This is a genomic window from Paenibacillus sp. FSL R7-277, from assembly GCF_000517965.1.
Taxonomy (GTDB): Bacteria; Bacillota; Bacilli; order Paenibacillales; family Paenibacillaceae; genus Paenibacillus_AQ; species Paenibacillus_AQ silagei.
This window is the reverse complement of sequence record NZ_ASPX01000120.1, coordinates 1-23,511: the sequence shown is the minus strand read 5'-3', so window position 1 is coordinate 23,511 and position 23,511 is coordinate 1. Positions and strand designations below refer to the sequence as shown.

At 53.9% G+C, this 23,511-nt stretch carries 15 protein-coding genes; all 15 read right to left on the bottom strand.

Translation table 11 applies throughout. The features are described from left to right. Window positions 1–205 precede the first annotated feature (205 nt). The gene (gene parE, locus C173_RS31375; protein WP_036732950.1) at window positions 206–2,188 is read right to left on the bottom strand and encodes a DNA topoisomerase IV subunit B; all 1,983 of its coding nucleotides are present in this window, start codon (window positions 2,186–2,188) and stop codon (window positions 206–208) included. Window positions 2,189–2,261: 73 nt separating this feature from the next. Beyond that, entirely contained in the window at window positions 2,262–3,251 is a 990-nt protein-coding gene (locus tag C173_RS31370; protein WP_036732948.1) for an ABC transporter permease, read from the bottom strand. Further along, a complete protein-coding gene (locus C173_RS31365) occupies window positions 3,244–4,227 on the bottom strand; it encodes an ABC transporter ATP-binding protein (RefSeq protein WP_036732945.1) in 984 nt (327 codons plus the stop codon). Before C173_RS31365 ends, C173_RS31370 begins: the two co-directional genes overlap by 8 nt. Window positions 4,228–4,275: 48 nt before the next feature. Further along, window positions 4,276–5,196, bottom strand: a complete 921-nt coding sequence (locus C173_RS31360; RefSeq protein ID WP_051478723.1) for a GDSL-type esterase/lipase family protein — start codon at window positions 5,194–5,196, stop codon at window positions 4,276–4,278. Between the two features lie 430 nt (window positions 5,197–5,626). Then, window positions 5,627–6,406, bottom strand: coding sequence for a CAP domain-containing protein (locus C173_RS31355; protein ID WP_051478722.1), 780 nt, complete (start codon window positions 6,404–6,406; stop codon window positions 5,627–5,629). Window positions 6,407–6,654: 248 nt separating this feature from the next. Then, a complete protein-coding gene (locus tag C173_RS31350) occupies window positions 6,655–8,616 on the bottom strand; it encodes a WG repeat-containing protein (protein WP_036732940.1) in 1,962 nt (653 codons plus the stop codon). Between the two features lie 1,424 nt (window positions 8,617–10,040). Further along, window positions 10,041–11,048 carry a galactose/methyl galactoside ABC transporter permease MglC gene (gene mglC / locus C173_RS31345; protein WP_036732937.1) on the bottom strand — a complete coding sequence of 336 codons (1,008 nt, stop codon included), beginning with the start codon at window positions 11,046–11,048 and terminating at the stop codon, window positions 10,041–10,043. 109 nt (window positions 11,049–11,157) lie between these two features. Further along, window positions 11,158–12,669 (bottom strand): sugar ABC transporter ATP-binding protein, encoded by a 1,512-nt coding sequence (locus tag C173_RS31340; protein ID WP_036732935.1) that lies wholly within the window; start codon window positions 12,667–12,669, stop codon window positions 11,158–11,160. A 161-nt stretch (window positions 12,670–12,830) separates the two neighbouring features. After that, a complete protein-coding gene (locus tag C173_RS31335) occupies window positions 12,831–13,901 on the bottom strand; it encodes a galactose ABC transporter substrate-binding protein (RefSeq protein WP_036732933.1) in 1,071 nt (356 codons plus the stop codon). Window positions 13,902–14,052: 151 nt separating this feature from the next. Beyond that, on the bottom strand, window positions 14,053–15,075 hold the full coding sequence (locus C173_RS31330) for a substrate-binding domain-containing protein (RefSeq protein ID WP_036732931.1): 1,023 nt from the start codon (window positions 15,073–15,075) through the stop codon (window positions 14,053–14,055). Beyond that, window positions 15,072–16,898 (bottom strand): sensor histidine kinase, encoded by a 1,827-nt coding sequence (locus tag C173_RS31325; protein ID WP_051478720.1) that lies wholly within the window; start codon window positions 16,896–16,898, stop codon window positions 15,072–15,074. Before C173_RS31325 ends, C173_RS31330 begins: the two co-directional genes overlap by 4 nt. A 2-nt stretch (window positions 16,899–16,900) precedes the next feature. After that, a complete protein-coding gene (locus tag C173_RS31320; protein ID WP_036732927.1) occupies window positions 16,901–18,550 on the bottom strand; it encodes a response regulator in 1,650 nt (549 codons plus the stop codon). Between the two features lie 773 nt (window positions 18,551–19,323). After that, window positions 19,324–19,788, bottom strand: a complete 465-nt coding sequence (locus C173_RS31315; protein WP_036732923.1) for a GNAT family N-acetyltransferase — start codon at window positions 19,786–19,788, stop codon at window positions 19,324–19,326. Then, entirely contained in the window at window positions 19,778–20,968 is a 1,191-nt protein-coding gene (purT, locus tag C173_RS31310) for a formate-dependent phosphoribosylglycinamide formyltransferase (RefSeq protein WP_036732921.1), read from the bottom strand. Before purT ends, C173_RS31315 begins: the two co-directional genes overlap by 11 nt. Before the next feature lie 681 nt (window positions 20,969–21,649). Beyond that, a partial coding sequence (locus C173_RS31305; RefSeq protein ID WP_036732918.1) for a dynamin family protein occupies window positions 21,650–23,511 on the bottom strand: 1,862 nt, incomplete at its 5' end.

Here is a 23,511-nt window from a genome sequence, read left to right as displayed (position 1 = left end):
GCTTTAGCGGATGAAATCTAAATACAAAGGCGGACGCTGACGCTCCTCCAGTTCCAAAATCCCCTCCGTCACTTCCCCTTCTATTCGATTAACAATTCTTATTTCAGCAAACCGTGAGTAACCCAACCGCTTCGCTTATGCAGATCATCAAAAAATTAAAAACGCGGAAGTAATCGTCACTTCCCACTACTACTTACGATCTTTGTTACTCCACGATCTCCGTGAAGTCGACGTTCTCGACAATCCAGCGCTTACGCGGGTCGACCTTATCGCCCATCAGCGTGGAGACGCGGCGCTCCGCCTTGGCGGCATCCTCGATCTGCACCTGAAGCAGCGTACGCGAATCGGGATTCATCGTAGTCTCCCACAGCTGGTCCGGGTTCATCTCACCCAGTCCCTTGTACCGCTGCAGCTCGAAATTCTTCCCGAATTCCTTCAGATAATTCTGCAATTCCTCATCGCTCCAGGCATAGCGGACCGTCTCCAGCTTACCCGATTTGCGCGTCAGCTTATACAGCGGCGGCTGGGCGATATAGACCTTGCCGGCATCGATCAGAGGCTTCATGTAGCGGTAGAAGAAGGTCAGCAGCAGCACCTGGATATGTGCGCCGTCCGTATCGGCATCGGTCATAATGATGATTTTGGAATAATTGCTGTCCTCCACGGCAAAATCAGGCCCGATTCCCGCACCGATTGCTGAAATGATCGCCTTGTATTCGTCATTCTTCAGGATATCCAGCAGCTTGGCCTTCTCGGGGTTCATCGGCTTGCCCTTCAGCGGCAGGATCGCCTGAATCTTGGAATCCCGGCCTTGCTTCGCGGAGCCACCGGCTGAATCGCCCTCGACGATGAAGATCTCGGTACGTGTAACGTCCTTGGACTGTGCAGGTGACAGCTTGCCGCCCAGGTTCGAGCTCTCACTGCGCTTCTTGCCGCTGCGGATCTCATCACGGGCCTTGCGGGCCGCTTCACGGGCCTTGGAGGCCTGAATCGATTTTTTCAGCAGACTCTGTGCAACTTGGGGATTCTCTTCCAGGAACCGCGCCATCCGCTCAGAGACGATGAAGTCCACGGCACTGCGGGCAGATGCGCTTCCGAGCTGATCCTTCGTCTGTCCGACAAACTCCACATCCGACATCTTGATGCTGATGACCGCCATCATGCCTTCGCGCAGATCATTGCCCTCCAGATTCTTATCCTTCTCCTTGAGCAGCTGCGTGCGGCGGGCGTAATCATTCAGTACACGGGTATAGGCTGTCTTGAAGCCTGTCTCGTGTGTTCCCCCGCTGCGGGTAGGAATGGAGTTGACAAAAGAAGCGATCGTCTCCGTATACCCCGCATTATACTGCAGCGCGATTTCCACCTCAATCTCGTCCTTCTCGGAGCTGAAATGGATTACATCGTGCAGTACATCCTTGCCTTCGTTCAGGAATTGCACGAACTGGCTGGCGCCGCCTTCGTAGAAGAATTCATCCTGACGCCCGCTGCGCTCGTCGCTCAGATTGATTCTAAGCCCGGAATTCAGGAAGGCGATCTCCTGTACCCGTTCTGCAAGCGTATCATAGTTGAATGAAATGCCCGCAGCGAAGACGCGAACATCCGGCTTGAAGGTAATCTTCGAACCGGTCTTATTCGTATTCCCCAGTATCTCAAGACCGGTCACTGGCTCACCGACATGTTCTTTTCCGCTTTTGTCGACCCAGTATTCAAAGCGCTGACGGTGAATCTTGCCCTCGCGGTAAATCTCCACTTCCAGCCACTCGGACAACGCATTGGTTACTGAAGCCCCGACCCCGTGCAGGCCGCCCGACTTCTTGTAGCCGGAGCCGCCGAATTTGCCGCCTGCATGCAGTATAGTGAATACCACCTGCGGCGTTGGGACTCCTGTCTTGTGCATTCCGGTCGGTATTCCGCGTCCGTTGTCAATAACGGTCACCGATCCGTCTTTACGCAGTGTAATGTCAATCTTCGAGCAAAACTTGGCCAAATGCTCATCTACGGCATTATCTACTATTTCCCATACTAAATGGTGCAGACCCGAGGAACTCGTACTGCCAATATACATGCCGGGCCGTTTGCGGACCGCAACCAGACCTTCGAGCACCTGAATGTCGTCAGCATCGTATCCAGTCCGGCCTGCTTCGCCGTTCTTAGAGACTTTTGCAAACATATCGATCTGTTCGAGCATTCATGCTCCTCCTTCACTTGTCTTCCTGTCTCTCTAAAAATGCAAACAAACGTTTTCGTTCACTTTGTACATTCTAATTCAAAATATCCCGTTTCGTAAAGACGGCGAATGAAATGATTACGGCCGCAAGTCCCCAAATGCCCAGAACCGCCATCGAAAAGCCCAGTGTCATGCCCTCTATCGGCGCGGGAGTGCCCGCTAAATAAGTCGTCAGCTCCATATTGACCATAAATAAATATTTGGCCGCCGTCCAGGCGGAAGCCATATTCGTCAGGATCGTTCCGGCAATCAGCGCCGCCATCATCACTACAATGCTCGCAGCCGTACTGCGGACCAGCACCGACACCATGAAGGCCAGCAGGGCCACCACGATGCTGACATACCAGATCAACCCGCCCTGCATCAGCAGATACTTCCACTGCTCCACGGCATGAACCTTCGTCATATCCACAGTATCACCGTTTAGCTGGAAGCCTGTAAAGACTGGAACATTGAACCCCTTATAGCCAAAAGCCAGCCCCGATATCAGATAGCTGATTACGAATACGGACAGGACAATCAGCGAGACGAACATCAGCAGCGCTACCATTTTGCTGAACAGTACCTTCCAGCGTCTGACCGGGCGGGTCAGCAGCATTTTGATCGTGCCTGTCGTCCGCTCCCCGGAGACCAGGTCGGAGGCAACCGCCATGATCAGCAGCGGAATGAACAGGGAGACGGAATTATTGACAAACTCCCGGGTGAACGTTACTCCGCTCGGTTCGTTCGGATTCACATCATGGTCCAGATAATACTGCAATTGCTGGAGAAAAATCCGCCGGTACGACTTCCATTCCTCCGGAATCCGGTCGCTGCCGAGCGAATTCTGGTTATCGGTAATCTGCTGCTGGATCTCCAGCCTCCAGTCAGAGTTAAATTTGTCACGGCTGCGCTCGGCTATGCGCATTTGCGCATAGGTAAACATTGGCACCAGCACAAGCAGGATGAGCAGGATGACATAGAAACGTTTCTTTTTAATAATCTTCAGGCACTCATTTCGGATGAGCGGCAGCAGGTTAGTCAATGGCTTCACCTTCCGTTAGCTTCAAGAATAGCTGTTCCAGTGTAGGGTTGATTTTATGCACAGCCCGGACTTCCACCTCTTGTGCAACCAGTACGGCAACAATCTCCGGGATCAGCTCCTCGTCCATCGCCGTAACCAGGGAATTCACGCCCATGCCTGCGATGACCGAGTCATCCAGGGTAACCTCGTCCAGATGAAGCAGCGCGATATCCGGCCGCCCGGCCATGATGTCTCTTGCCCGCTGAAGCGGCTCCAGTTCCCACAGGACATACGGTGAGTTACGGGCAACCAATTCATCTACAGCGCCAACAGCGAGTACACGGCCTTTGCTGATAATGGCTACCCGGTCGCACAGCAGCTGAATTTCACTCAGCAGATGACTGGACACAAAGACCGCCAGCCCTTCGTCTGCCAGCTTACGGATGAATTCGCGCAGCTCCTTGATCCCTTTGGGGTCCAGGCCGTTGGTCGGCTCATCGAGAATCAGCAGCCGGGGACGGCCGAGCAGAGCTTGGGCAATACCGAGCCGCTGGCGCATCCCCAGCGAATACGTGCTGACTTTATCCTGGATGCGCTGATCGAGCCGCACAATTTCAACGACCTCGGCAATCCGCTGCTCGTCCACTCCGGGCTGCATACGGGCGAAATGCTGCAGGTTCTCCCAGCCCGTCAGATACGTGTAGACCTCCGGATTCTCGACAATAGAGCCGACGTATTGCAGCGCTTTTTCCGGATTCCGGTTCACATTATAGCCGCAGACGGTAATCGTCCCTTCGCTCGGGCGGATCAGGTCCACCAGCATGCGGATGGTTGTGGTTTTGCCTGCTCCATTCGGACCGAGAAAGCCGAAGATTTCGCCTTTTTTCACATCAAACGTGACATCATCTATAATCCATTTGCGGCCGATTTTTTTACGGACTCCCCGGGCGGACAGAACGACTTCTTCCCCCGGTGCCTCATGAATGGTTCTCGCCATCTTATACAGCTCCTTGCCACAGTCATTTCTGTTCAAAAAATCATCGATTCAACGAACCGCCTGTACAATCCGCTCGCTCATCCGCTGATAGCCGTCCCCGTTCGGGTGAAAATGATCATTTGACAGATATTTCGCCAAATGGCGGTCAAACAGGTCAAAGGTCGGGACCAGCGTCATGTTCTGATGCCTGTTGATCATATCCATCGCCGCATTATTCCACGCCGTTACCGCCTGATTGCCGGGAATTAGCAGCCCCTCGATATCTCCAAAGGGATTATACAGTCCGATGTAATAGACTTGGGCCTGCGGATTCACTTCTGCAACTGTATCCAGTATGCTGCCCAGCCGTTTGGCGGCCCCAGGCAGAGCGGAAAGAAGCGATTCCGGGGTCAGATCACCTGCAGACGCGGTTGGAACCGGGGTAGTGCCTTCTACCTTGTTATTGGCAGGGGCTTCCGTGCTCTGAGGTACCGCTTGCTCCGAAGGCTTCGCAGAGGCGGCTACTTGTCCGCTGCTCCCGCCTGTGCCCAGAATATCCGAGCCCCGGAACAGGTCGTTCCCGCCGATGGAGATCAGGATGACATTCGCCTGACGCAGCGCGTACTGTACCCCTTCCTCCTGAAGCTTGCTCTGTAAAGCAGCAGTGGTCAAGCCGTTAATGCCCATATTGCCCAGCAGCTCTGCCTTTCCTCCATTGGCCGACAAGGCATCCACGGTCCGCTTAACGAACCCTTGCCCGGAGTTGTCACCGGTCCCTTTGGCCAAAGAATCGCCAAGCGCCAGGATCTTGTATTCGTCATCTGCCGCGGCTGTCGGTGCAGCCGTCTCCTGTGGAAGGGAGGAGAGGAACTGTTCCCCCTTCGGGTTCAGGATATCTCCCACTGCATACACAAATCCTGTAATCAAAAGTAAAGTTGCCAGGATGGACACCAGGCTTACTGTCCTCCAGGTCCATTTGGAATCCTTCAATGCTATCCCTCCATCTGCCGTACTCTTCTGCCTCTTCCATCATTCACAACATTATTAACTATGTAGATAAACATAATTCTTCTTTGCACAATTTGCAAACCGTAGGGGGGTTTAGGTGGGGGCGCGGCTGCGGGGATTTTGGACTTACGGCCGCTGTTGTCTCCAAATTTATTGAATGAACCGTTATACGGTTAAAAATCGGAGACAAAGGCGGACGCATTCGCTCCTACAGTTCCAAAATCCCCTCCGCCGCTTCACACCTAAACGGTGGAAGCAGTAAGGGCGGCACGATGGCGCTGCGCTGATCGTGCAAGACCGCGGACTGCGGCACGATAGCGCTGCGCTAATCGTATCAAGACCAATATTACTTTAATATCCTAAAAACATAAAAACGCCCCCGGCAATGCCGGAGGGCGGAGTTAACGTAACTTTATTTACCGATGAATTCCTGGACCCAGTAATTATTATCGAAGCCAACACCGATGTAGTTGAAATTCGCGCTCAGGATGTTAGCCTTATGACCCGGGCTGTTCATCCACGCCGTCATAACTTCCTGAGGGGTCTTCTGGCCCATAGCGATATTCTCACCAGCCGCCTTATACGTAATGCCGAACGCCGACATCATATCAAAAGGTGATCCGTAGGTCGGAGAAGTGTGTGAGAAATAATTGTTCGAGCGCATATCCGCAGCCTTGGCCGCAGCCACTTTGTTCAGGCTGTCCAGTGCGGAGACAGGGGCTAGTCCAGCTGCAGCGCGCTCTTTGTTCACCAGTGCGACTACTTGCTGTGTGTAGCTGGAGGCGTTATTGCCAACTGCAGGAACCGCAGATGGGGCAGGAGTTACCACAGGTTTTGCAGTGGCAACGGGGGCCGGGGTTGGCTTAGCAGTTGCTGCCGGTGCCGCTGTAGCCACTGGTGCTGCTGTTGCAACCGGCTTAGCCGGAGCTACCGGCTGTGCTGCCGGGGCAGCTGCAGCTGGCGTTGTGTATACAAAGGTTTTAGTGACAGTGTACGTATTGCCACCCAGTACAAAGGTCTTCGAATTGTTCTGTGTGAAATAGTCCATGAGCTGTGCGAAATTCATATCTGATCCGGCTGCCGCAGGGGCACCGGCTGCTGCTGCGTTTGCTTGTAATGGAAGAGAAATGCCAAGCGCCATAACAGCGGCTACGCTTCCACCTATCATTCTTCTCAAAGTCTTGCTTTTCATTCTGCCATCTCCTTAATCTTCGTTGTGGTGTATCATGGGGACAAGGGTGTCTGTCTACATATGTTACAAAGTTGTAATCTGTTCCTAGGTCATTGTAACACAAAACTATCAGCTGTGCGCTTCTAAATTCTGTCATTTTATAGATAGAAAAGGCTTGTACCCTACAGCAGCGGCAAAAGAAAACAGCATTGCCGTCCTTTTCAGGACGGCTGTGTCTATCCTATATATCGGCGATTCTATCGCTTAATTTAATGAAAAGACTGCCAGAACTCCCCTTCGGTCGAGATCAGGCCCATAATCTCAGCATACGGAATGCGGAAGGTTGGAAATCCTGCGGCGTACGGAGCAATCTCATAAGGGGCAAAATACAGGTACAGTGCCTCCGCATCCACATAAAAGGGCTGATCGGCTGTAATGCCTTTATACGTGTCAGGGAAAACATAGGAATACTGCGGATCATTCGCAATCTGCTTGCCGACAATATCACTGAGCTTCTGCACGTATTTGCTGCCGGGCTTGAACAGATCGCTGAGCGTGTAGAACTTGCCGGTGCGCAGGTTGATATGCTCATAGATCCGCGTAGGCATACCGTGCGCAGCGCCGAACGGAAAATGATAACCGCTAAGCTCCAGCACCAGCAGATTCTTGCGGAAGAAGGATACGGCGAAATCTCCCGTATAGCTGAAATCCTGCGTGCCTCCCCCCGTCCCCGCCCCGTATGGGAGCGACAGATTGCGCAGCTTGTCATTCACTGCCTTCGAGACCTCAGCAACCGCGATCCCTTCCACGACCGGATAATAGACCAGATAATCCCGGTTAGGCTTGTATTTCTTCTCCAGCACAGAGTAGGGCGGTCTCAGCGGAATGACCCCGTTTTGCCGCCAGACCTGCTTGCCTTTACGATCATAATAGGAGGTGCGCAGATCAATATCCGCGCGGATCAGGCTGCCGCTGAAGGACAGTGATCCTGAGCCTGCGATGACCGGGGGCTGGGCGGCTTTTTTTCCGCTGGTGTCAATAAAATACGTATCCTTGGCATCATACACCGACGCGAGTCCCTGCTGATAATTGTTCACGCCCAGCAGCGGGTGGGTGCTGAGAATTCTTCCGGTCAGCGCATCGGCGATGACATATCTGGAGCCTCTGTAGGGCTGATCCGCATACAGCGGGGTTCCCAGCGCCACACGGTTCTCTCCCAGCTGCTGCACCTCATAATAGACGGCGGGAATGATCATTTTCCCCTGCTTATCGATCAGACCGTAGGCGTTGCCATAATCAGCGGCTGTGTTAATCACCGCCCGGCCATCTGAGAACGGCAGAGCTGCCGTATACTGCGGCTGGATAGCAATCGTGCCGTCCGTGTGCAGATAACCGTATTTTCCATTCTCCGTCGCCTGAAAGGCCAGCAGCCCATCCCCCGGATACCCGACAAAAGGATGTTTGTACGTATGCAGCACCACGCCATAGAGATCAATCAGCGCATATTCCCCTTCGGCTATTTTGACCAGTGCAGTCCCGTTCGAGAAATCCCCGGCGTCCAGATAGACGGCTGGCAGCACCTCTTTGCCCTGGGCATCCAGGTAGCCATACAGCGAGTTCCCCCCGGTAGTATTCTGCTTGGAGAACAGCGCACGGCCTTCGTGCAGCGAATTCAGATAGTCATAGCGTGCGGACGTCACCTCTTTGCCTTTTTCATCAATAAAAGTGTAGCCCTTCGCATCCGACACCACAGCCCGCCCCTCGGAAAAAGGACCAATAAAATTATAGACCGGTTTGACCCGTTCCCGCCCGGAGCTGTCAATCAGACCGCTGACATTCCCCCGCTGCACCACTGCCAGGCCATTCTCCTGAAACTCCTCCGCATAATCATATCTCGGCTCAATCACAATCCGGCCGTCGTTGTTGATATATCCCCACAGCGTCCCGTCCTTAAGTTTAAAAGGAGCCGGATGCAGCAGCGCTGCCCGCAGACCTCCGCCGTCATCCGGGAGCACAATGAGCGCCTCCAGAGGCTTTTTGGAGTAATCTACACGGTATAAGCCCGCCTCTGCCGGGATAGTCACGAACAGTTCCTCTTCCGCCCGGATGAAATCCTCCTCCTGCTGCGGAATACACTCATTCCAGCCGATACCGTCCCACCGCCATACCTCCGTCTGAATCAAACCGTTGTCGTTCCCTTTTCCCAGCTCGTTCAGCTTAATCCTCAGCATGTTGTCGTTCTCCTTTACAAAGGCTTTTGCCTATAGACTATGAGAGTGAGGGGGAAAGGGTGTGTCTGTGCCTAGGAACGGCGGCTGGAGTTGAGGACTGAGGGATTTTAGGGATTAAAAATTACAAAGGCGATGCCGTAACTGCGGTGAGTTTTGGACTTCCGGCCGCTGTTAGGTTTGGATTTCTTGATTTTAACCGCTGTTCGCGGTAGAAATCCAAACCTAAAGGCGGACGCTCCCGCTCCTCCAGTTCCAAAATCCCCTCCGTTACTGCTGCCTTTCTGTGGGTAAAAGCACAAACACACCCTTTCGGAGGGTGTGTACCGGGGATACAAGGGCTGCTTTGCCTGCCCTTGAAATATGAGACTAATCAACTAATCCTTTTGCTGGGCGGGCAAAGGTTAAAAAAATCTATAAAGGATAGAGGCCTAAGACTCTATTCAGCGGACTGGATAAATAGTTAGTTTGCATAAGTGTCGAACCTAACCGCTGTCTGACTGCTAACCTCTTGCCACTCGCTGTCCGCTGGCTGATTGTTAACTCCTTCCCCCTACTGTCTGCTATCTGAATGCTAACTACTTGCCTCCCACTGCCTGCTACCTGATTGCTAACTACTTGCCTCCCGCTGCCTGCTGTTTGATTGCTAACTGCTTGTCTCCCACTGCCTGCTACCTGATTGCTAACTACTTGCCACTTGCCACCTTTCGCTCCTGCCGCCCACTCCCTGCTATCTGCGCCCCTGGAACAGAATAAAACTATTAATTAGTCACTATTAGCTGCAAAATCCTGCCCAAAATGCAACATTCGGCTCCCTGCACCGACTTTAAACTAACATTGTTGTATGAAAGGCAGCATTTGTCCGCCCTCAAGCCAATTAGAAGAGGAAATGTTGTATTTCATGCAGCAACTACCCCCAGTTCCCCTGTTTCAGCCAGCCGGAATTGCAATTATTGGATCATTTCACGATCATGTGATATCAGGAGCGGAAGGGAATTGGGAAACGAAGGAGGGGTAGCATCCGGAAGCCCCAAATCCTGCAGGCACGTGTATTCTAATGATTTGGAGCAACGCTGCGACAAATCCGGGCAAGCCAAAAAGCATTTGCGAGATACCGCAAACGCTCTTTGCCTGCCTTCCCCACCCTTGGTGAGGTGATAGGAGTACCGGAGGGGATTTTGGAACTGGAGGAGCGGTAGCGTCCGCCTTTGTCTGCGGATTTCAACCGCTAATAAGCGGTATGAATCAAGAAATCTGCAGACAACAGCGGCTGGAAGTCCAAAACTCACCGCAGTCACGATCATACCTTCCACCCAAGATGCTCAGTTCAGTTCAAATTATATGAACACTTGAATTCAATAACTTAGGAGCGACAGCGGCCGGAAGTCCAAAATCCCCGCAGGTACGGATCATCACCGAACCCCAAGCTATTTTTTCGATGAATATTTCCGCATATCAAACGATACCGCAGCGATAATGATCAGGCCTTTGATGATCAGCTGGTAGTAAGGGCTGATGCCGATGAAGGTCAGGCCGTAGTTGATCAGGGTGAAGATGATAACGCCGACCAGGACGCCTGGAACGGTACCAATCCCGCCGGTAGTGGATACGCCGCCGACGACGCAGGCTGCGATGGCGTCAAGCTCGTACATGTTACCATAGTTGTTGGTAGCGCCGCCGGTTCGGGCTGCTTCGAGCACACCAGCAAGACCGTACAGGGCACCAGCGATGGCGTAGATGTAAATCAGGTTCTTGGAGACATTGATCCCGGATACCTTGGCTGCCTGCATGTTGCCGCCGATGGCGTACATGTTCTTACCCAGCTTGGTTTTGTTGAACAGCACCCAGACTATGGCTGCAACTCCGAGGGCTATAAGTACGATGTACGGGATGGAATATTGGCCGCTGCCGATGAAGCCGGAGCCGATGTTGGTGAAATCCTGGCGCAGACCGCCGATCGGCTGGGACTGGTTAGGGTCCATATCGAAGTACAGTGAGTTCAGACCGTATACGATCAGCATCGTGCCCAGAGTGGCGATAAACGGCGGAACGTTCAGCTTGGAGACGATAATCCCGTTGACGAGCCCGCAGAGCAGACCGGCCACAATGGCGATCAGAATCGGCAGCCAGACCTGCACCTGTGGCAGATCGGGGAAGAAGCGGCGGGAGTAGTCAGGAATCTGCAGCATGGAAGCTGAGATGACAGCAGTGAAGCCGACCACCCGGCCTGCCGACAAGTCGGTCCCGGCGGTGATCAGGATAAAGGCTACCCCGAGTGCAATAATAACGCGTGTGGAGGACTGGATCAGTACATCCCGCAAGGTGTTGATCGACATGAAGCTTGGCTCGTATATGATGATCCCCATAATCAGCAGGATCAGTACGATGTAGATTGCGTTTTGAGTCACGAAGGACTGCGCTCTTTTAATAGTCATAATTGTGTTCCTCCTTAATTGTTACGCGAAGTTTAAGCATTCGTTGCTGAGCTTCTTCAGCCTTGCATCTGCCCTATGGTCTTCGCCGTCCTGTGAGTGCAGTTCCTGATTAATGCTGAGCAGCGAGTCGCATTACTTCGGTTTCTGTAGCCTGCGCACCTTCTAATATCCCAGTAAGCCGTCCTTCCGACATCACCATGACACGGTCAGACATCCCCAGCAGCTCAGGCATTTCCGAGGAGATCATGATGATGCTCTTCCCCTGCTTCGCCAGGTCGGCAATGATTGTATAGATCTCGAACTTCGCACCGACGTCAATTCCGCGTGTCGGCTCATCGAGCAGCAGCACCTCGGGCTCAGTGAGCAGCCATCTGGCCAGCAGCACCTTTTGCTGATTCCCGCCGGATAGATTCATAATCTGCGTCTTGGTCGTTGGCGTTTTGGTGCGCAGCTTTTCAATCATTTTATCGACTTCAACCTTCTTCTTGCGGCCGTTCAGCAGCAGATAAGGCGTCTTGTAGCGGTCAAGGTTGGCAATGGCGCCGTTCTCATGCACAGACAGCACCGGGAAAATCCCTGTCACGCGTCGCTCCTCGGTCAGCAGGGCCAGGCCGTGTTTTTTGGCATCCTGCGGAGAATTAATCTTCACCTTCTTGCCGTCAATCGAGATGGAGCCGGATTTTACTGCACGCAGTCCGAACAATGCTTCAATAACCTCAGTTCGCTGTGCGCCGACCAGACCGCCGACACCCAGAATCTCCCCGCGTCTCAATTCGAAGGACACATCCTTGAAGGATCTGGGCTCGGGTGAGGTCAGACCTTCTACCTTCATGAACACCTTGCCTGGAACATTAGTACGCTCCGGGAAACGGTTCGTCAGATCACGCCCGACCATCTTGGAGATAATCAGGTCCGTGGTCAGTTCGGCCGAGGGCCAGGTGCCGATCTTTTTACCATCACGCATAATCGTCACTTCATCGGAAATCTCCAGGATTTCTTCCATTTTGTGAGATATATAGATAATAGCTACGCCTCTTTTTTGTAGGTCCCGGATGATCCGGAACAGATGCTCCACTTCCACGCTGGTTAAGGACGAGGTTGGCTCATCCATGACAATCACGCGGGAGTGAAAAGAGACCGCCTTCGCAATTTCGATGGATTGGATCTTGGATACAGACAGCTTGCCCACCAGTGTTTCGGGATTCAGGTCGATATCCAGATCTTTGAATAAGCTTTCGGTGTCTGTGAACATTTTTTTGTGGTCAATGAACTGAAGCGGCCCGATGCCCTTGGTTGGAAAACGTCCCAGCCAGATGTTCTCCATCACGCTGCGGAAAGGTACAGGGTGCAGCTCCTGATGGATCATCGAGATGCCGTGCTTCAATGCTTCGCTCGAATTGGAGATGGAGGCCTTCTGACCATCCAGGAAGATCTCACCGGCATCCGGTGAATAGATTCCAAAGAGGCATTTCATCAGTGTGGACTTGCCTGCCCCGTTCTCGCCCATAAGTGCATGAACCGAGCCCGGACGAACCTTAATGCTGACTCCATCCAGCGCCTTCACGCCGGGAAATTCTTTGGTAATGCCGTTCATTTCCAGCAAAAATTCCGTATTTGCCATGTTGTTACGCCCCCTACGCTTTTTGTCTTTTTCCATGAGAGGCACAGCGGTTCCATCCTGCTCCCTACCCGTAAGGAATTCCGGAGAGCGCATTGCAGCGCCCTCCGGGACTGGTATCTATGATACGTATCTGTATCTGTAGCCTTGCACCTGTTAACGGATTATTGCGCGTCTGCTACGTTGTCTTTGGTAATCTTTTTGTAGGAGATCCATACAAACTGGTTGTCTGTGATGTCGAAGCCTACGTTCTCTTTGGTTGGCGTTTCGCCTTTAGCCAGCAGAGCGGCCAGGGTGATCGCTGCTTTACCTTGGTTGTTGGCATCGTTCAGTACGGTACCGAGCATCGTTCCATCCTGCAAAGCCTGAACCGCAGGAGCTGTTGCATCCACGCCGACAACCGGCATGTATTTGTCGCCGCTGAAGTAGCCTTGAGCCTTCAGAGCTTCGATGGCGCCGAGTGCCATGTCATCATTGTTGGCCAGTACGGCTTCAATCTTGTCGCCATGGGAGCCGAGGAAGGCAGCCATTTTCTCCTGGCCTTTTACACGATCCCACATCGCGGTATCTTCAGCCAGCTTCTCCACCTTGATGCCTGCATCTTCGATTGCCTGGATGGAATATGTGGTGCGAAGTTCTGCATCCTGATGTCCCGGTTCGCCCTTCAGCATGACATACTGCAGCACGCCGTCGCCGTTCTTGTCCGCTTCAGGGTGTGCCTTCCAGTAGTCCACGATCAGCTGGCCGGACATGGTGCCGGACTCTTCAGCTTTCGCACCTACATAGTAGACTTTATCCCATTTCTTCATATCTTCCGGCAGCGGCTCGCGGTTCAGGAAGACCACCGGAATGTTCGCTGTCTTGGCTTTGTCAATGATGACGCCCGCAGCGGTGCGGTCTACCGGGTTGATCAGCATGCCGTTATATTTCTTGGTGATGAACAGATCCACCTTATCGTTCTGTGTAGGCTGGGAATTCTGGCTGTCTACGATATCAACAGTGGCAATGCCCTTGGCAGCAGCATCGATGGCGTTGCGGACACCCGTCATGAACGTGTCGTCGAATTTGTAGATCGCTACGCCGACCTTCGGAGTCTCAGCGGAACCGGAATTTGCCGTGTTAGCCGCAGTTCCTGTGTTAGCAGCGTCAGCCGCCTTGTTATTGTTGCCGCCGCAGCCTGCGAGAGCAGCACCCAGCAATGCACTTGCAAGTAGAACGGAAGTGATTTTTTTCATGTCTAATTGACCTCCTGAGGATATTTCTTTATTTGGGATGATCCCGGTGTGTCCCGGGTACATCCTTATTATGCCCTACGTGAAAACGGTTGCGAATATAAAATCCTACTCATTTCCATGAAAATTCTAATGTTTAATTCTTAAATTTCTGCTACCTTACAAACGGGAACAGCAGCTTCTGATTCTCAGGCCACAGCATATTCTCCAGATCGATGAGCTTGGTGCCCGTGTCCACGCGTTCGGGAATATCCATGCCTTCGAGTGCCTCCACGGCATATTTCACCGCCAGATACCCGTTGCTGAACGGATTCTGAATGACGGTCGCCTGCACAGTGCCATCCTGAAGCGACTCCATCATGGAGGGCGAGCTGTCAAAAGCAATCATTTTCACACTATCCCTCTTAAGACCCTGAATCACCCTGGCCGCGCCTTGTGAAGCAATTTCATTCAGGGTGGCAATACCGCGCAGATTGGGATACTTGTTCAGCATCTCCCGGGTCAGATTTTCGGCGTCGGAGGTGCTGGAGGAGGTGTAGGCGATCTGTACGACCTTAACATTAGGAAAGCGGGCGGCATAATTCAAAAAACCCTTTTCCCGCTCATCTGCATCCCGCGCACCATAGTCGATGCTGCCAGTCTTGCCGGAGTCCGGTGTAAGCGACGAATTGGTGAAGTTAATAATCCCGATCTCGCCATAGCCCTGGAGCAGCTGAATCAGCCGCTCGGCGGACTTCTGTCCGGCCTCGTAGCCGTTCGACCCCACGTAAGTCCGAACCTTGGCCGAGCCAACCTCCGCATCGACGGAGATCACCGGAATTCTGGAATACGCCGCCTGGTCCACGACCTGCGCCAGTCCCATATAGCTGCTGGCCGCGAGTATAATCACATCCGCCTTCTCCTGGATGGAATCTTCTACCATGACGACCTGCTCCTCAATATCACTCTCCGAATCCGGCGCCTTGAACGTCAGATTGACATTGAATTCCTTCGCCGCAGCCTCTGCTCCGAGCTTCAGGGTGTTCCAGTAATCCCCTTTGTTCATCTTGACAATCAGGTGGATATTCCGCGTCTTGCTGGTGCTGATATAGGCTGGCGAGGCATTGAAACAAGAGGACACAGAGATCCACAGCACTCCGCACAGCAGCACGGTGAGCCATACACGCAGGCTTTTCACAGGTTCGTCTCCTCCTTCTGCTCATCCATAGCCTCTCCCGCCGGGCGGGCCGGAAACACAATCGTAACAACCGTCCCCTCTTCCAGCTCACTCTGAAAAGCAAGCCCGTACTCCCGCCCGTAATACAGGCCGATCCGTTCGTGCACATTCCGGACACCGACCCCTGATCCGCTGGTGCTTTTGACGCTTCCGCTTAGAATGCCGTTCACCGTCTCCTTGGACATCCCCAGGCCGTTGTCGCTGACCCTGATGATGATTAGCCCGTCCTGAAGCCCGGCGGTGATCGAGATCAGCCCCTCGTCCGGCATCATTTCGATCCCGTGATAGAGCGCGTTCTCCACGATAGGCTGCAGAATCAGCTTAATCGTCTGGCACTCTAGGACCTCTTCCTGCGCCGTGATCTCATAACGGAATTTTTTCCTGAAGCGGAAGCTCTGAATCACCAGGTAATGGCGGATATGGTCCAGCTCTTCCTGGATGGTGATAATATTCTTGCCTTTGCTGAGGCTGATGCGGAAGAATCTGGAGAGCGACTGGATCATGGTGACGACTTCATCCGTTTTGCCGCGTTCTGCCAGCCGGATGACGGAATTCAGCGTATTGTACAGAAAATGCGGGTTAATCTGCGATTGCAGCACCTCAAGCTCACCCTTGCGCTTCGTTTCCTGCTCATAAATGATCTGCTCCATCAGCTGGCGGATACGCTGGAGCATCATGTTAAAGCGCCTCGACAGCTGCTCTACCTCATAGGCTCCGCTAACATTAATCGGCGTATTCAGATCCCCCTCCGCCACCTGCTTCACGGTACGCTCCAGCTTGCGGATCGGGCTGGCAATCAGCCAGGACAGGAAGACCGACACCGCAATCACGCAGACCAGAACAACACCAAGAAACCACGCCAGGAACTGGTTCAGATCCCGCTTGGTGGTGACAATCTCATCGTAATAGGCGACCCCGACAATCTTCCAGCCGGTCTGCGCCAGCGTGCGTACGGTAATAAAGCGCTTCTCCCCGGTCGATTCGTCCAGATAGCTGCGGTAGGCGTATTCCAGCACCGGCTCCACATTCTCATACTTCAGCCCGGCGTAAATGAGCTGCTGCTGCGGATGATAGACGATATTGCCGAGCGGGTCGAGGATGTAGGCATAGCCTCTTTTGCCCAGCTTGACCTGCTTGCTGAGTTCGTCAATCGTTCTGAAGTTGAAGTCCAGCAGCAGCACACCGGTTCTCAGCTCCCCGTTCTCCCTGTATTGAATCAGCTTGGAGATGGAGACCACCCACGTATACCTGCCCTTGAACAAATTCTGGATATGCGGTGCGGAATAGGAGATCTCCGAGGTACGCTTGGCTGTGGTGAACCAGCTCTGGCTCTCCAGCCCTGTGTTCATGCGCATCGTCTGCCCCGGCGTCCCTACAACATACTGCCCCTGCGGGGTAAAAACAGCCACAGACACCAGATCCTCGCGGCTGCTCATCAGTGTATCCATCCGTTCATAGAGCAGCGGGGAATCGATGGAGGGCGTAGAGGTAATCTGCTTCTCGGCGGTTGCAAAAATACTGCCCATCCCCTTCACATACAGCTCTAGGTTATAGTTCACCTGCTCGATGATCTGCTGCATGTTGAGATTGGCATTCTCCTCCGCCGTGTTGGCGAACTTGCCGTACAGCATCACACTGACAATCACGGCCACCGCCGCAGTCACCGCCATGAACGTCAGCATGATGATCAGCTGGATACTCCGCAGCTTCGAGGACAGGCGCAGCCTGCCGCTCTTGCGGGACCCCGGCCGCAACGGGAAGAAATAACCCCTCGGCTTGTTCATGGCTATTCTCCCCGCGCGCTGTTCTTATACTCTTTGGGGGATTGTCCGTATTTCTTGCGGAAGCAGAAGCTGAAATAGTTCGGGTCGGCAAAACCGATCCGCTCGGCGATCTCGAACGCCTTCAGCTCGGTGGAACGCAGCAGCTCCTTGGCGGCCTCCAGCCGGATCTGCAGCAGATAGCTGACGAAGGTCATCTTCATTTCTTTTTTGAAAATGCTGCTGAAATAGCCTGTGCTGATATGCAGATGCTGGCACACCCTGCCGATGGATATATCGGATTCTTCATAGTGGCTGCGGATATATTCCTTAGCCTGGTCAATGAGCTGCTTGTAGCTCGACTGGCGCTCCGAAGCGATGGAATCCATCAGCCGGCTGCATACGGTAATAATCCACTGCCGGGCTTCTTCCAGGTTGTTGAATTTATTCATATCGCTAAGCGAGGTCAGGCCGGGTCCGATAAAATCATTCGTTCCGCTCCCAGATTCCTTCGCCACCCGCAGAATGGAGGTAATGATCTCCAGCAGGAAAATCTGATAATCCTGCGCCGAGACCTGCTCCGTATCCAGTCCCCGGAACAGCTCGTCCACTACTTCCCGTAGCTCCTGAATGGTGCCCAGCTTGATCGTACGGATCAGCGACTGCTGGGTCAGCTCATCATAGTCCAGCATCCGGCTGGACCGCGATTCCACATCCTCAATCCATATGACCCGGTTGTTGCCGAGGATCAGCCGGTAATCAAGCGCTTGCAGCGCATCCCCGAAGGAATGGAACAGCATGGACGGTGCCTTGCAGACGGTTCCGGCCCCGGCGGTTACGGTAAACTTCAGGAAGCGCTGCACATTCTGGCAGATCTCTTCGAGAATGGCGAAGGTTCTGGCGGTAATGTCGCTCTCCTCCGGGCTCTGGCTGACCGAGAGCAGCACAACATCATCCCGGTGGATGAATACCTTGCCGAAGCCATGCTTCTGGCAGATCTCCTCCGCGATGTTCAGCACAGCATAGAGCTGGAGATTACGGTCGCCGGTATCCCGCAGGGACACGGGCCGCTGAGCTTGAACGGCGGTAGAATGGTCCGGGCGGATATAATCGATGCTGATCACGGAGGACTGGAAGCATTCACCGGTGAGGGGGATGCCGTACTCTGTGCTTTTCTCAGCGATCTCTGCGGAACGCAGGCGGCGGGACACCAGGGTAGAGAGGAACTGCTCGCGCAGAACGGGCAGGCTCTTGCGGTAATGCTCGCTCAGCACGAACACATTCTCCTTCTCGGCGATCTCGGTCTCGATCGTGGCGCGAACCTTCAGCAGAACATCAATCAGCTCCTGGGACGAGAAGGGCTTCAGGATATATTCATCAATCTGCAGCTTAATCGCCTTCTGGGCGTATTCGAATTCATCATAGCCGGTCAGAATGATAATCTTCGTATTCGGATGGCGGCTGCGTATCCATTCTGCAAGCTGCAGGCCATTCATAAAGGGCATCTGAATATCAGTAACGACCACATCCGGCAGCAGCCGGTCGATCGCATCCGCCGCCTCCCGCCCGTTCTCAGCCTGCTCAACGACCTCGAAGCCGTACTGCTCCCAGTCAATCTGGGCGATAATGCCTTCTCTTACATCTTCCTCGTCTTCGGCGAGTATTAATTTGTACATGCTTCATCCCTCTTCGGCATAGAATATGGAGGTTCACAGAACTATAATAGCTGATTCAAATGGCCCGATCTATGTTTAAAATAGAGAAGGCTGCGGGTCTTGGGAGACACTTTAGTGGATGATAGAGTGACAACTGTAGTGAATAGGAGCAATTTACTATATAGCGTTGCCTGATATAACGCAAGCGGAAATTATGTACATAGGTTAGAGGCATTTAAGATTAGGGACACTCAAGATTAGAACTCAAAGCTTGGTCGTCGCTGCGGTGAACATTTGGCCCTCCCGCCGCTGCCCAGTTTGGATTTCTTGATTTTAACCGCTACTCGCGGTAGAAATCCAAACGCAGCTTTTCTTACGATGCGAGCTTTCCTTCGGAAAGCTTTCAGGCGGACGCTATCGCTCCTCCAGTTCCTAATTTCCCCTCCGCTTCTTTAAGTGCTAATTTATATAAACAACAAGTGGATTTTGTATACTTAATTTTATTATTTTAACCAATTAGGCTATTTTAAGTGGATAAATTACATTTATTTCTGCGTATTTACTCATAATGCGGGGATTATGGACGATTAGATGTACTTTTTCCAACTGCTAGTTTGGACACGGGAATTTCGGGCGAAATAGATGCTCTTTTTCCACTAAATTCCGGGGGTAGCCTCGGGGAGAAGGCGGAGCGGGGAGCATTCCCGACAAGCTGCGGCGGGGTTGGCGCGCTATCTCCAAAAAAAACCATCCCGATTACGCCGGGATGGGGATGTTCGGTTACACGTATAGGATTATAGCAGGGTTTTATTGAAGCGGTAGCCTGTTGTCTTTTCAAAGCCGATATGGCGGTAAAACGCATGTGCAGGTGCACGTTCAACGCGATTGCCGCTCCGCAGGAACAGCTGGCAGCAGCCCTGATGGCGTGCCCATTCTTCCGCTGCAGCTACGAGTCTTTTGCCAAGGCCTTGTCCTCTAAGCTCCTCTGCTACGATCAGCGCGGTAATCTCCGTAATACAATCGGCATGCTTGTAGTAGGACTTCACCTGCCGTAAACCGATCATTCCCACAACTTCGTTATTGAGCTCTGCGACGAGTGTGCAGTGGAACGGATCATGCTCCATGCCTTCCATTCTCTCTTTCATCACGCTAAGCGTTGTCGGATAGCCGAATTCACGCAAAAGGGCTGTCACTCTCTCCAGATCATTCATGCCGCATTTGCGAATTTGCAGTACCTGCTCCTGAGTACTACTGTTCATCCTTGTATACCTCCACTTGTAGCTTAGACGCAGCCTGCTTGGCCGTCATCCGCGCGATTTCAATATCTTCCGCTGAACTGAGTGTTACTGCCATCCGCCGTCCCGGGCGGATCTCCGGCTTGCCGAATATCCGGACCTGCGTGCGGGGAAGGGCCAGCGCTTCTTCAATCCCGGTCACCGCAAAAGCTTGTCCGGCTCCATCAGTCTTCAGGGTGGCCGAAGCTCCCGGTGACAACAAACGTACCGCTTCCAGCGGAAATCCAAGAATGGCTCTGACATGCAGAGCAAATTCCGACAAATCCTGCGTAATCATTGTAACCATACCTGTGTCATGCGGCCGGGGGGACACTTCACTGAACAGAACCCCATCCGCGGTGAGGAATAATTCTACTCCAAAAATTCCATAACCGCCAAGCTGATCGGTAACCTTCCGGGCGATGGCCTCAGCCTCTTCCAGCTGCGCCCCGCTCATCTGATGCGGTTGCCAGGACTCTACATAATCGCCATCCTGCTGAATGTGGCCGATCGGCGGACAGAATACGGTTCCGCTAACCGAGCGGACGGTAAGCAGTGTGATCTCGCTCTCAAACGTAACAAAAGCCTCTACGATGACGCGTGTTCCCTTCGCACGAGCGCCTTCGAGCGCCGTATTCCAGCAGCCTTCCGCATCCTCAGGTGTTCTGCACACGCTCTGGCCTTTGCCGGAAGAGCTCATGATCGGCTTAATGACACAGGGCGTTCCCAGCTCCGATACTGCCTTGCGTAGTTCGTCCAGACTGTCAGCGAATCGGTAGGCTGCTGTAGGTAGGCCCAGCTCTTCTGCCGCCAGACGGCGGATGCCTTCGCGGTCCATGGTCAGCCGTGCAGCACGGGCAGTAGGAACAACCAGGAATCCTTCTTCCTCCAGCTCCACCAGCGCTCCGGTAGCAATGGCTTCAATCTCCGGTACAATCAAATCGGGCTTCTCTGCACGGATAAGCTGCTTCAGTGCCTCTGCATCCAGCATGTCCAGTACATAAGAGCGGTGGGCGACGCCCATCGCGGGTGCCGCTTCATAACGATCCACAGCTACGGTCTCTACGCCAAGGCGCTGAGCTTCGATAATGACTTCCTTACCCAGTTCACCGCTGCCGAGCAGCAGCAGCTTTTTACTCCGGGCTGATAAAGGAGCTCCCCACATTGTCGACTCCAACCTCTTTTCGCAAATTTGTCTGCTGACTTCTCTGTTTCTGTAAAATGTCGCAGTTTGATTGTAAATTTTCAGTCTTCTTTATTTTCATCCATCATCCACCAGATTGCAAGCATTCTTCGACATTTTCCTACAAACTTCACAGATGGCTGTTCAACAGACTTGTGAAAACGGTTTTACTGTCCCTTTTAGGGGCGGCACCATTTCATTGAGAAATACAAGGATATGTTATCAAGTGCATGGAACAAATTCATCCTAACGGATGAATGGGATTACCTGCGCTCCGGCAAAATGTATGCTGTTTTTCACATACATTTGAGCCATGCGCCTGCATGGTAGCACAATGTATGCTGTTTTTCACTTACATTTGGGCCATGCGCCTGCGTGAGAGCACAATGTATGCTGTTTTTCACATACATTCGGGCCACGCGCCTGCGTGAGAGCACAATGTATGCTGTTTTTCACATACATTCGGGCCACGCGCCTGCTTAAGAGCACAATGTATGCTGTTTTTCACATACATTCCGCCTTTAGGTGAAGTCAGATACACTGCTGCTCCTCACGGCGAGTCTTCAGACACATTCAGCCACAAAGTCACTCTATGCATCATTCAAAAACTCCCAACCACAAATTTACGCACACCTTGGCCACAACAGGAGGAAACTATAGTTCTTATACAACGACGAAAGCCTGCTCCTGAAGCCGTAATTCTTCGGCGATCCGGCCCCAATGCTGCGCACCATCACCCCCTTTCAGCAGCGCCGACATGGCTGCCTCCTGTTCGGACAGGCCTTCACGCAGCTGATCTGCAGCCTGGGATAAGGCGGCTGCTGCTGCATCGGTATAGAATGTCAACAGAGAGTCCTCCTGTCCTTGCGCCGCCGCAGCCACCGCTTCTTTGAACCACGGCTCGGCAGCCGCGCGGATCTCTGCCCGGCCCGGTCCCTCGAAGAAGTGGCGCGGAGATTTGAAGCGGCTCCACAGTCCGGCCCAGTCCAGCGGAGCCAGTACGCAGTCCAGCTTCGCCGGTGCCGGCCAGCGCTCATCCGGATTCTCCAGCAGCTGAAGCTCCTGATCCGGAATGGACAGCTCTGCTGCAGCCGCTGTAGCCGCCTGGGTCACGAATCTGCGCCCTGCCGACTCCAGCCGCAGGGTCGTTGCCCACAGCTCCTGCTCCAGTTCACGCAGAATACTGCGCTCCAGCTCCCGCCCGCAGGCGATGAAGATGTCCTTCAGGTTCCCTCCGTCTTCCCGGAGAATGGAGGGATGGAAGGACTCCTGAAAGGAACGCCCGAAGGAAAAGGCAATCCGCTGCCGGACATGATAGAGCAGCTCCGCACCTTCTCGGCGCAGGTCCCGGAGCGGGCGGTCTTCCTTAGCAAGTGCGGCCAGCCGCAGATTCGCCGCTTCCCGGCGCTGGCGGAACTGCTTCATTCCTTCCTCCTGCTGGTCTGCCTCCATCAGCGCAAGGCGTTGCCATTCTTCCGCGCGCCCACGCACCGAGCTTAGGCTGTCCCTGGCTGCTGCCAGGGACAGTCCCGGCAGTTCATCACCGGCGAACGCGGAGAGTGCGGCTTCAAAGCTGCCGAATCCCGAGGCCTCGTAGGCTTCCGCCGCTCCGCTTGACTTACCCTCCAGCGCAAGCAGGCTGGACACGCTGTAGATCCGCGGCGAGGTCAAGCCTCCGGCCCGCAGATTTTGCACCACATGCTGCTTCACCTCTTCAAGCTCCGCCTCGTCCGCTGCGAGGTCTGCGGCGTTGATGATGAAGAACATCTTGTCGAGCGCGAAGCTGTCTTTGATTCTACCCAGCTGGGCAAGCAGGCTGCGGTCAGCCTTGGAAAAGGCGTGGTTATAATAAGTCACGAAGCAGATGGCATCGGCGTTCTTCATGTAGCCGAAAGTTACACCAGTGTGCCGGGCATGTAAGGAATCCGCACCCGGCGTGTCCACCAGTACAATACCGCTCCGTGTCAGCGGACTGTCATAATACAGATCCGTGCTCTGCACGAAGCAGGCGCGCTTCTCGTCTGCGACCAGGCTGCGGTATTCCGCCAGACTGACCGTCCGCTCTGTTCCGAGCAGCGGACGGGACTCCTCCCATCCGGCGGCAGCTGCCCGCAGGAAGCCGGCATGCGGCAGCGCGGAAGGATGGAGCCCGCCGGTCTGCAGCCGGGCCACGGCTGCGGTCCACGAGTCGTGCTGCGGCGTCGGCAGTTGCAGCACGCTGAAGGAATGGAGGATGTCCTCCCAGACCTCCTCCGCCCGCTTCATGGTGATGGCCGCCGTCCCGTGGGCGAAGCCGCCCTCCGGCGCCAGAATCCGCCCGACGGCAGCCGTTGCCGGATGCGGTGACACGGGCAGCACCTCTTCGCCCAGCAGGGCGTTGGCGAAGGAGGATTTGCCGGCGCTGAACGCTCCGAACAGCGCCATCGTGAAGCGGCCGCCGGCGAGATCCTCCGCCCGCGCCGCCAGGCTGCGCGCAGCCGAGGCCATGGCCGGCTCGCTCCGCAGCACCTCGGCCGCCGCGTGCA

Coding starts and splice junctions, on each gene's coding strand:
- C173_RS31350 (WP_036732940.1), bottom strand. CDS start 8,616: ATGCTGAGGATTAAGCTGAACGAGCTGGGAAAAGGGAACGACAACGGT.
- C173_RS31320 (WP_036732927.1), bottom strand. CDS start 18,550: ATGTACAAATTAATACTCGCCGAAGACGAGGAAGATGTAAGAGAAGGC.
- C173_RS31340 (WP_036732935.1), bottom strand. CDS start 12,669: ATGGCAAATACGGAATTTTTGCTGGAAATGAACGGCATTACCAAAGAA.
- C173_RS31315 (WP_036732923.1), bottom strand. CDS start 19,788: ATGAACAGTAGTACTCAGGAGCAGGTACTGCAAATTCGCAAATGCGGC.
- C173_RS31325 (WP_051478720.1), bottom strand. CDS start 16,898: ATGAACAAGCCGAGGGGTTATTTCTTCCCGTTGCGGCCGGGGTCCCGC.
- purT (WP_036732921.1), bottom strand. CDS start 20,968: ATGTGGGGAGCTCCTTTATCAGCCCGGAGTAAAAAGCTGCTGCTGCTC.
- C173_RS31335 (WP_036732933.1), bottom strand. CDS start 13,901: ATGAAAAAAATCACTTCCGTTCTACTTGCAAGTGCATTGCTGGGTGCT.
- mglC (WP_036732937.1), bottom strand. CDS start 11,048: ATGACTATTAAAAGAGCGCAGTCCTTCGTGACTCAAAACGCAATCTAC.
- parE (WP_036732950.1), bottom strand. CDS start 2,188: ATGCTCGAACAGATCGATATGTTTGCAAAAGTCTCTAAGAACGGCGAA.
- C173_RS31365 (WP_036732945.1), bottom strand. CDS start 4,227: ATGGCGAGAACCATTCATGAGGCACCGGGGGAAGAAGTCGTTCTGTCC.
- C173_RS31355 (WP_051478722.1), bottom strand. CDS start 6,406: ATGAAAAGCAAGACTTTGAGAAGAATGATAGGTGGAAGCGTAGCCGCT.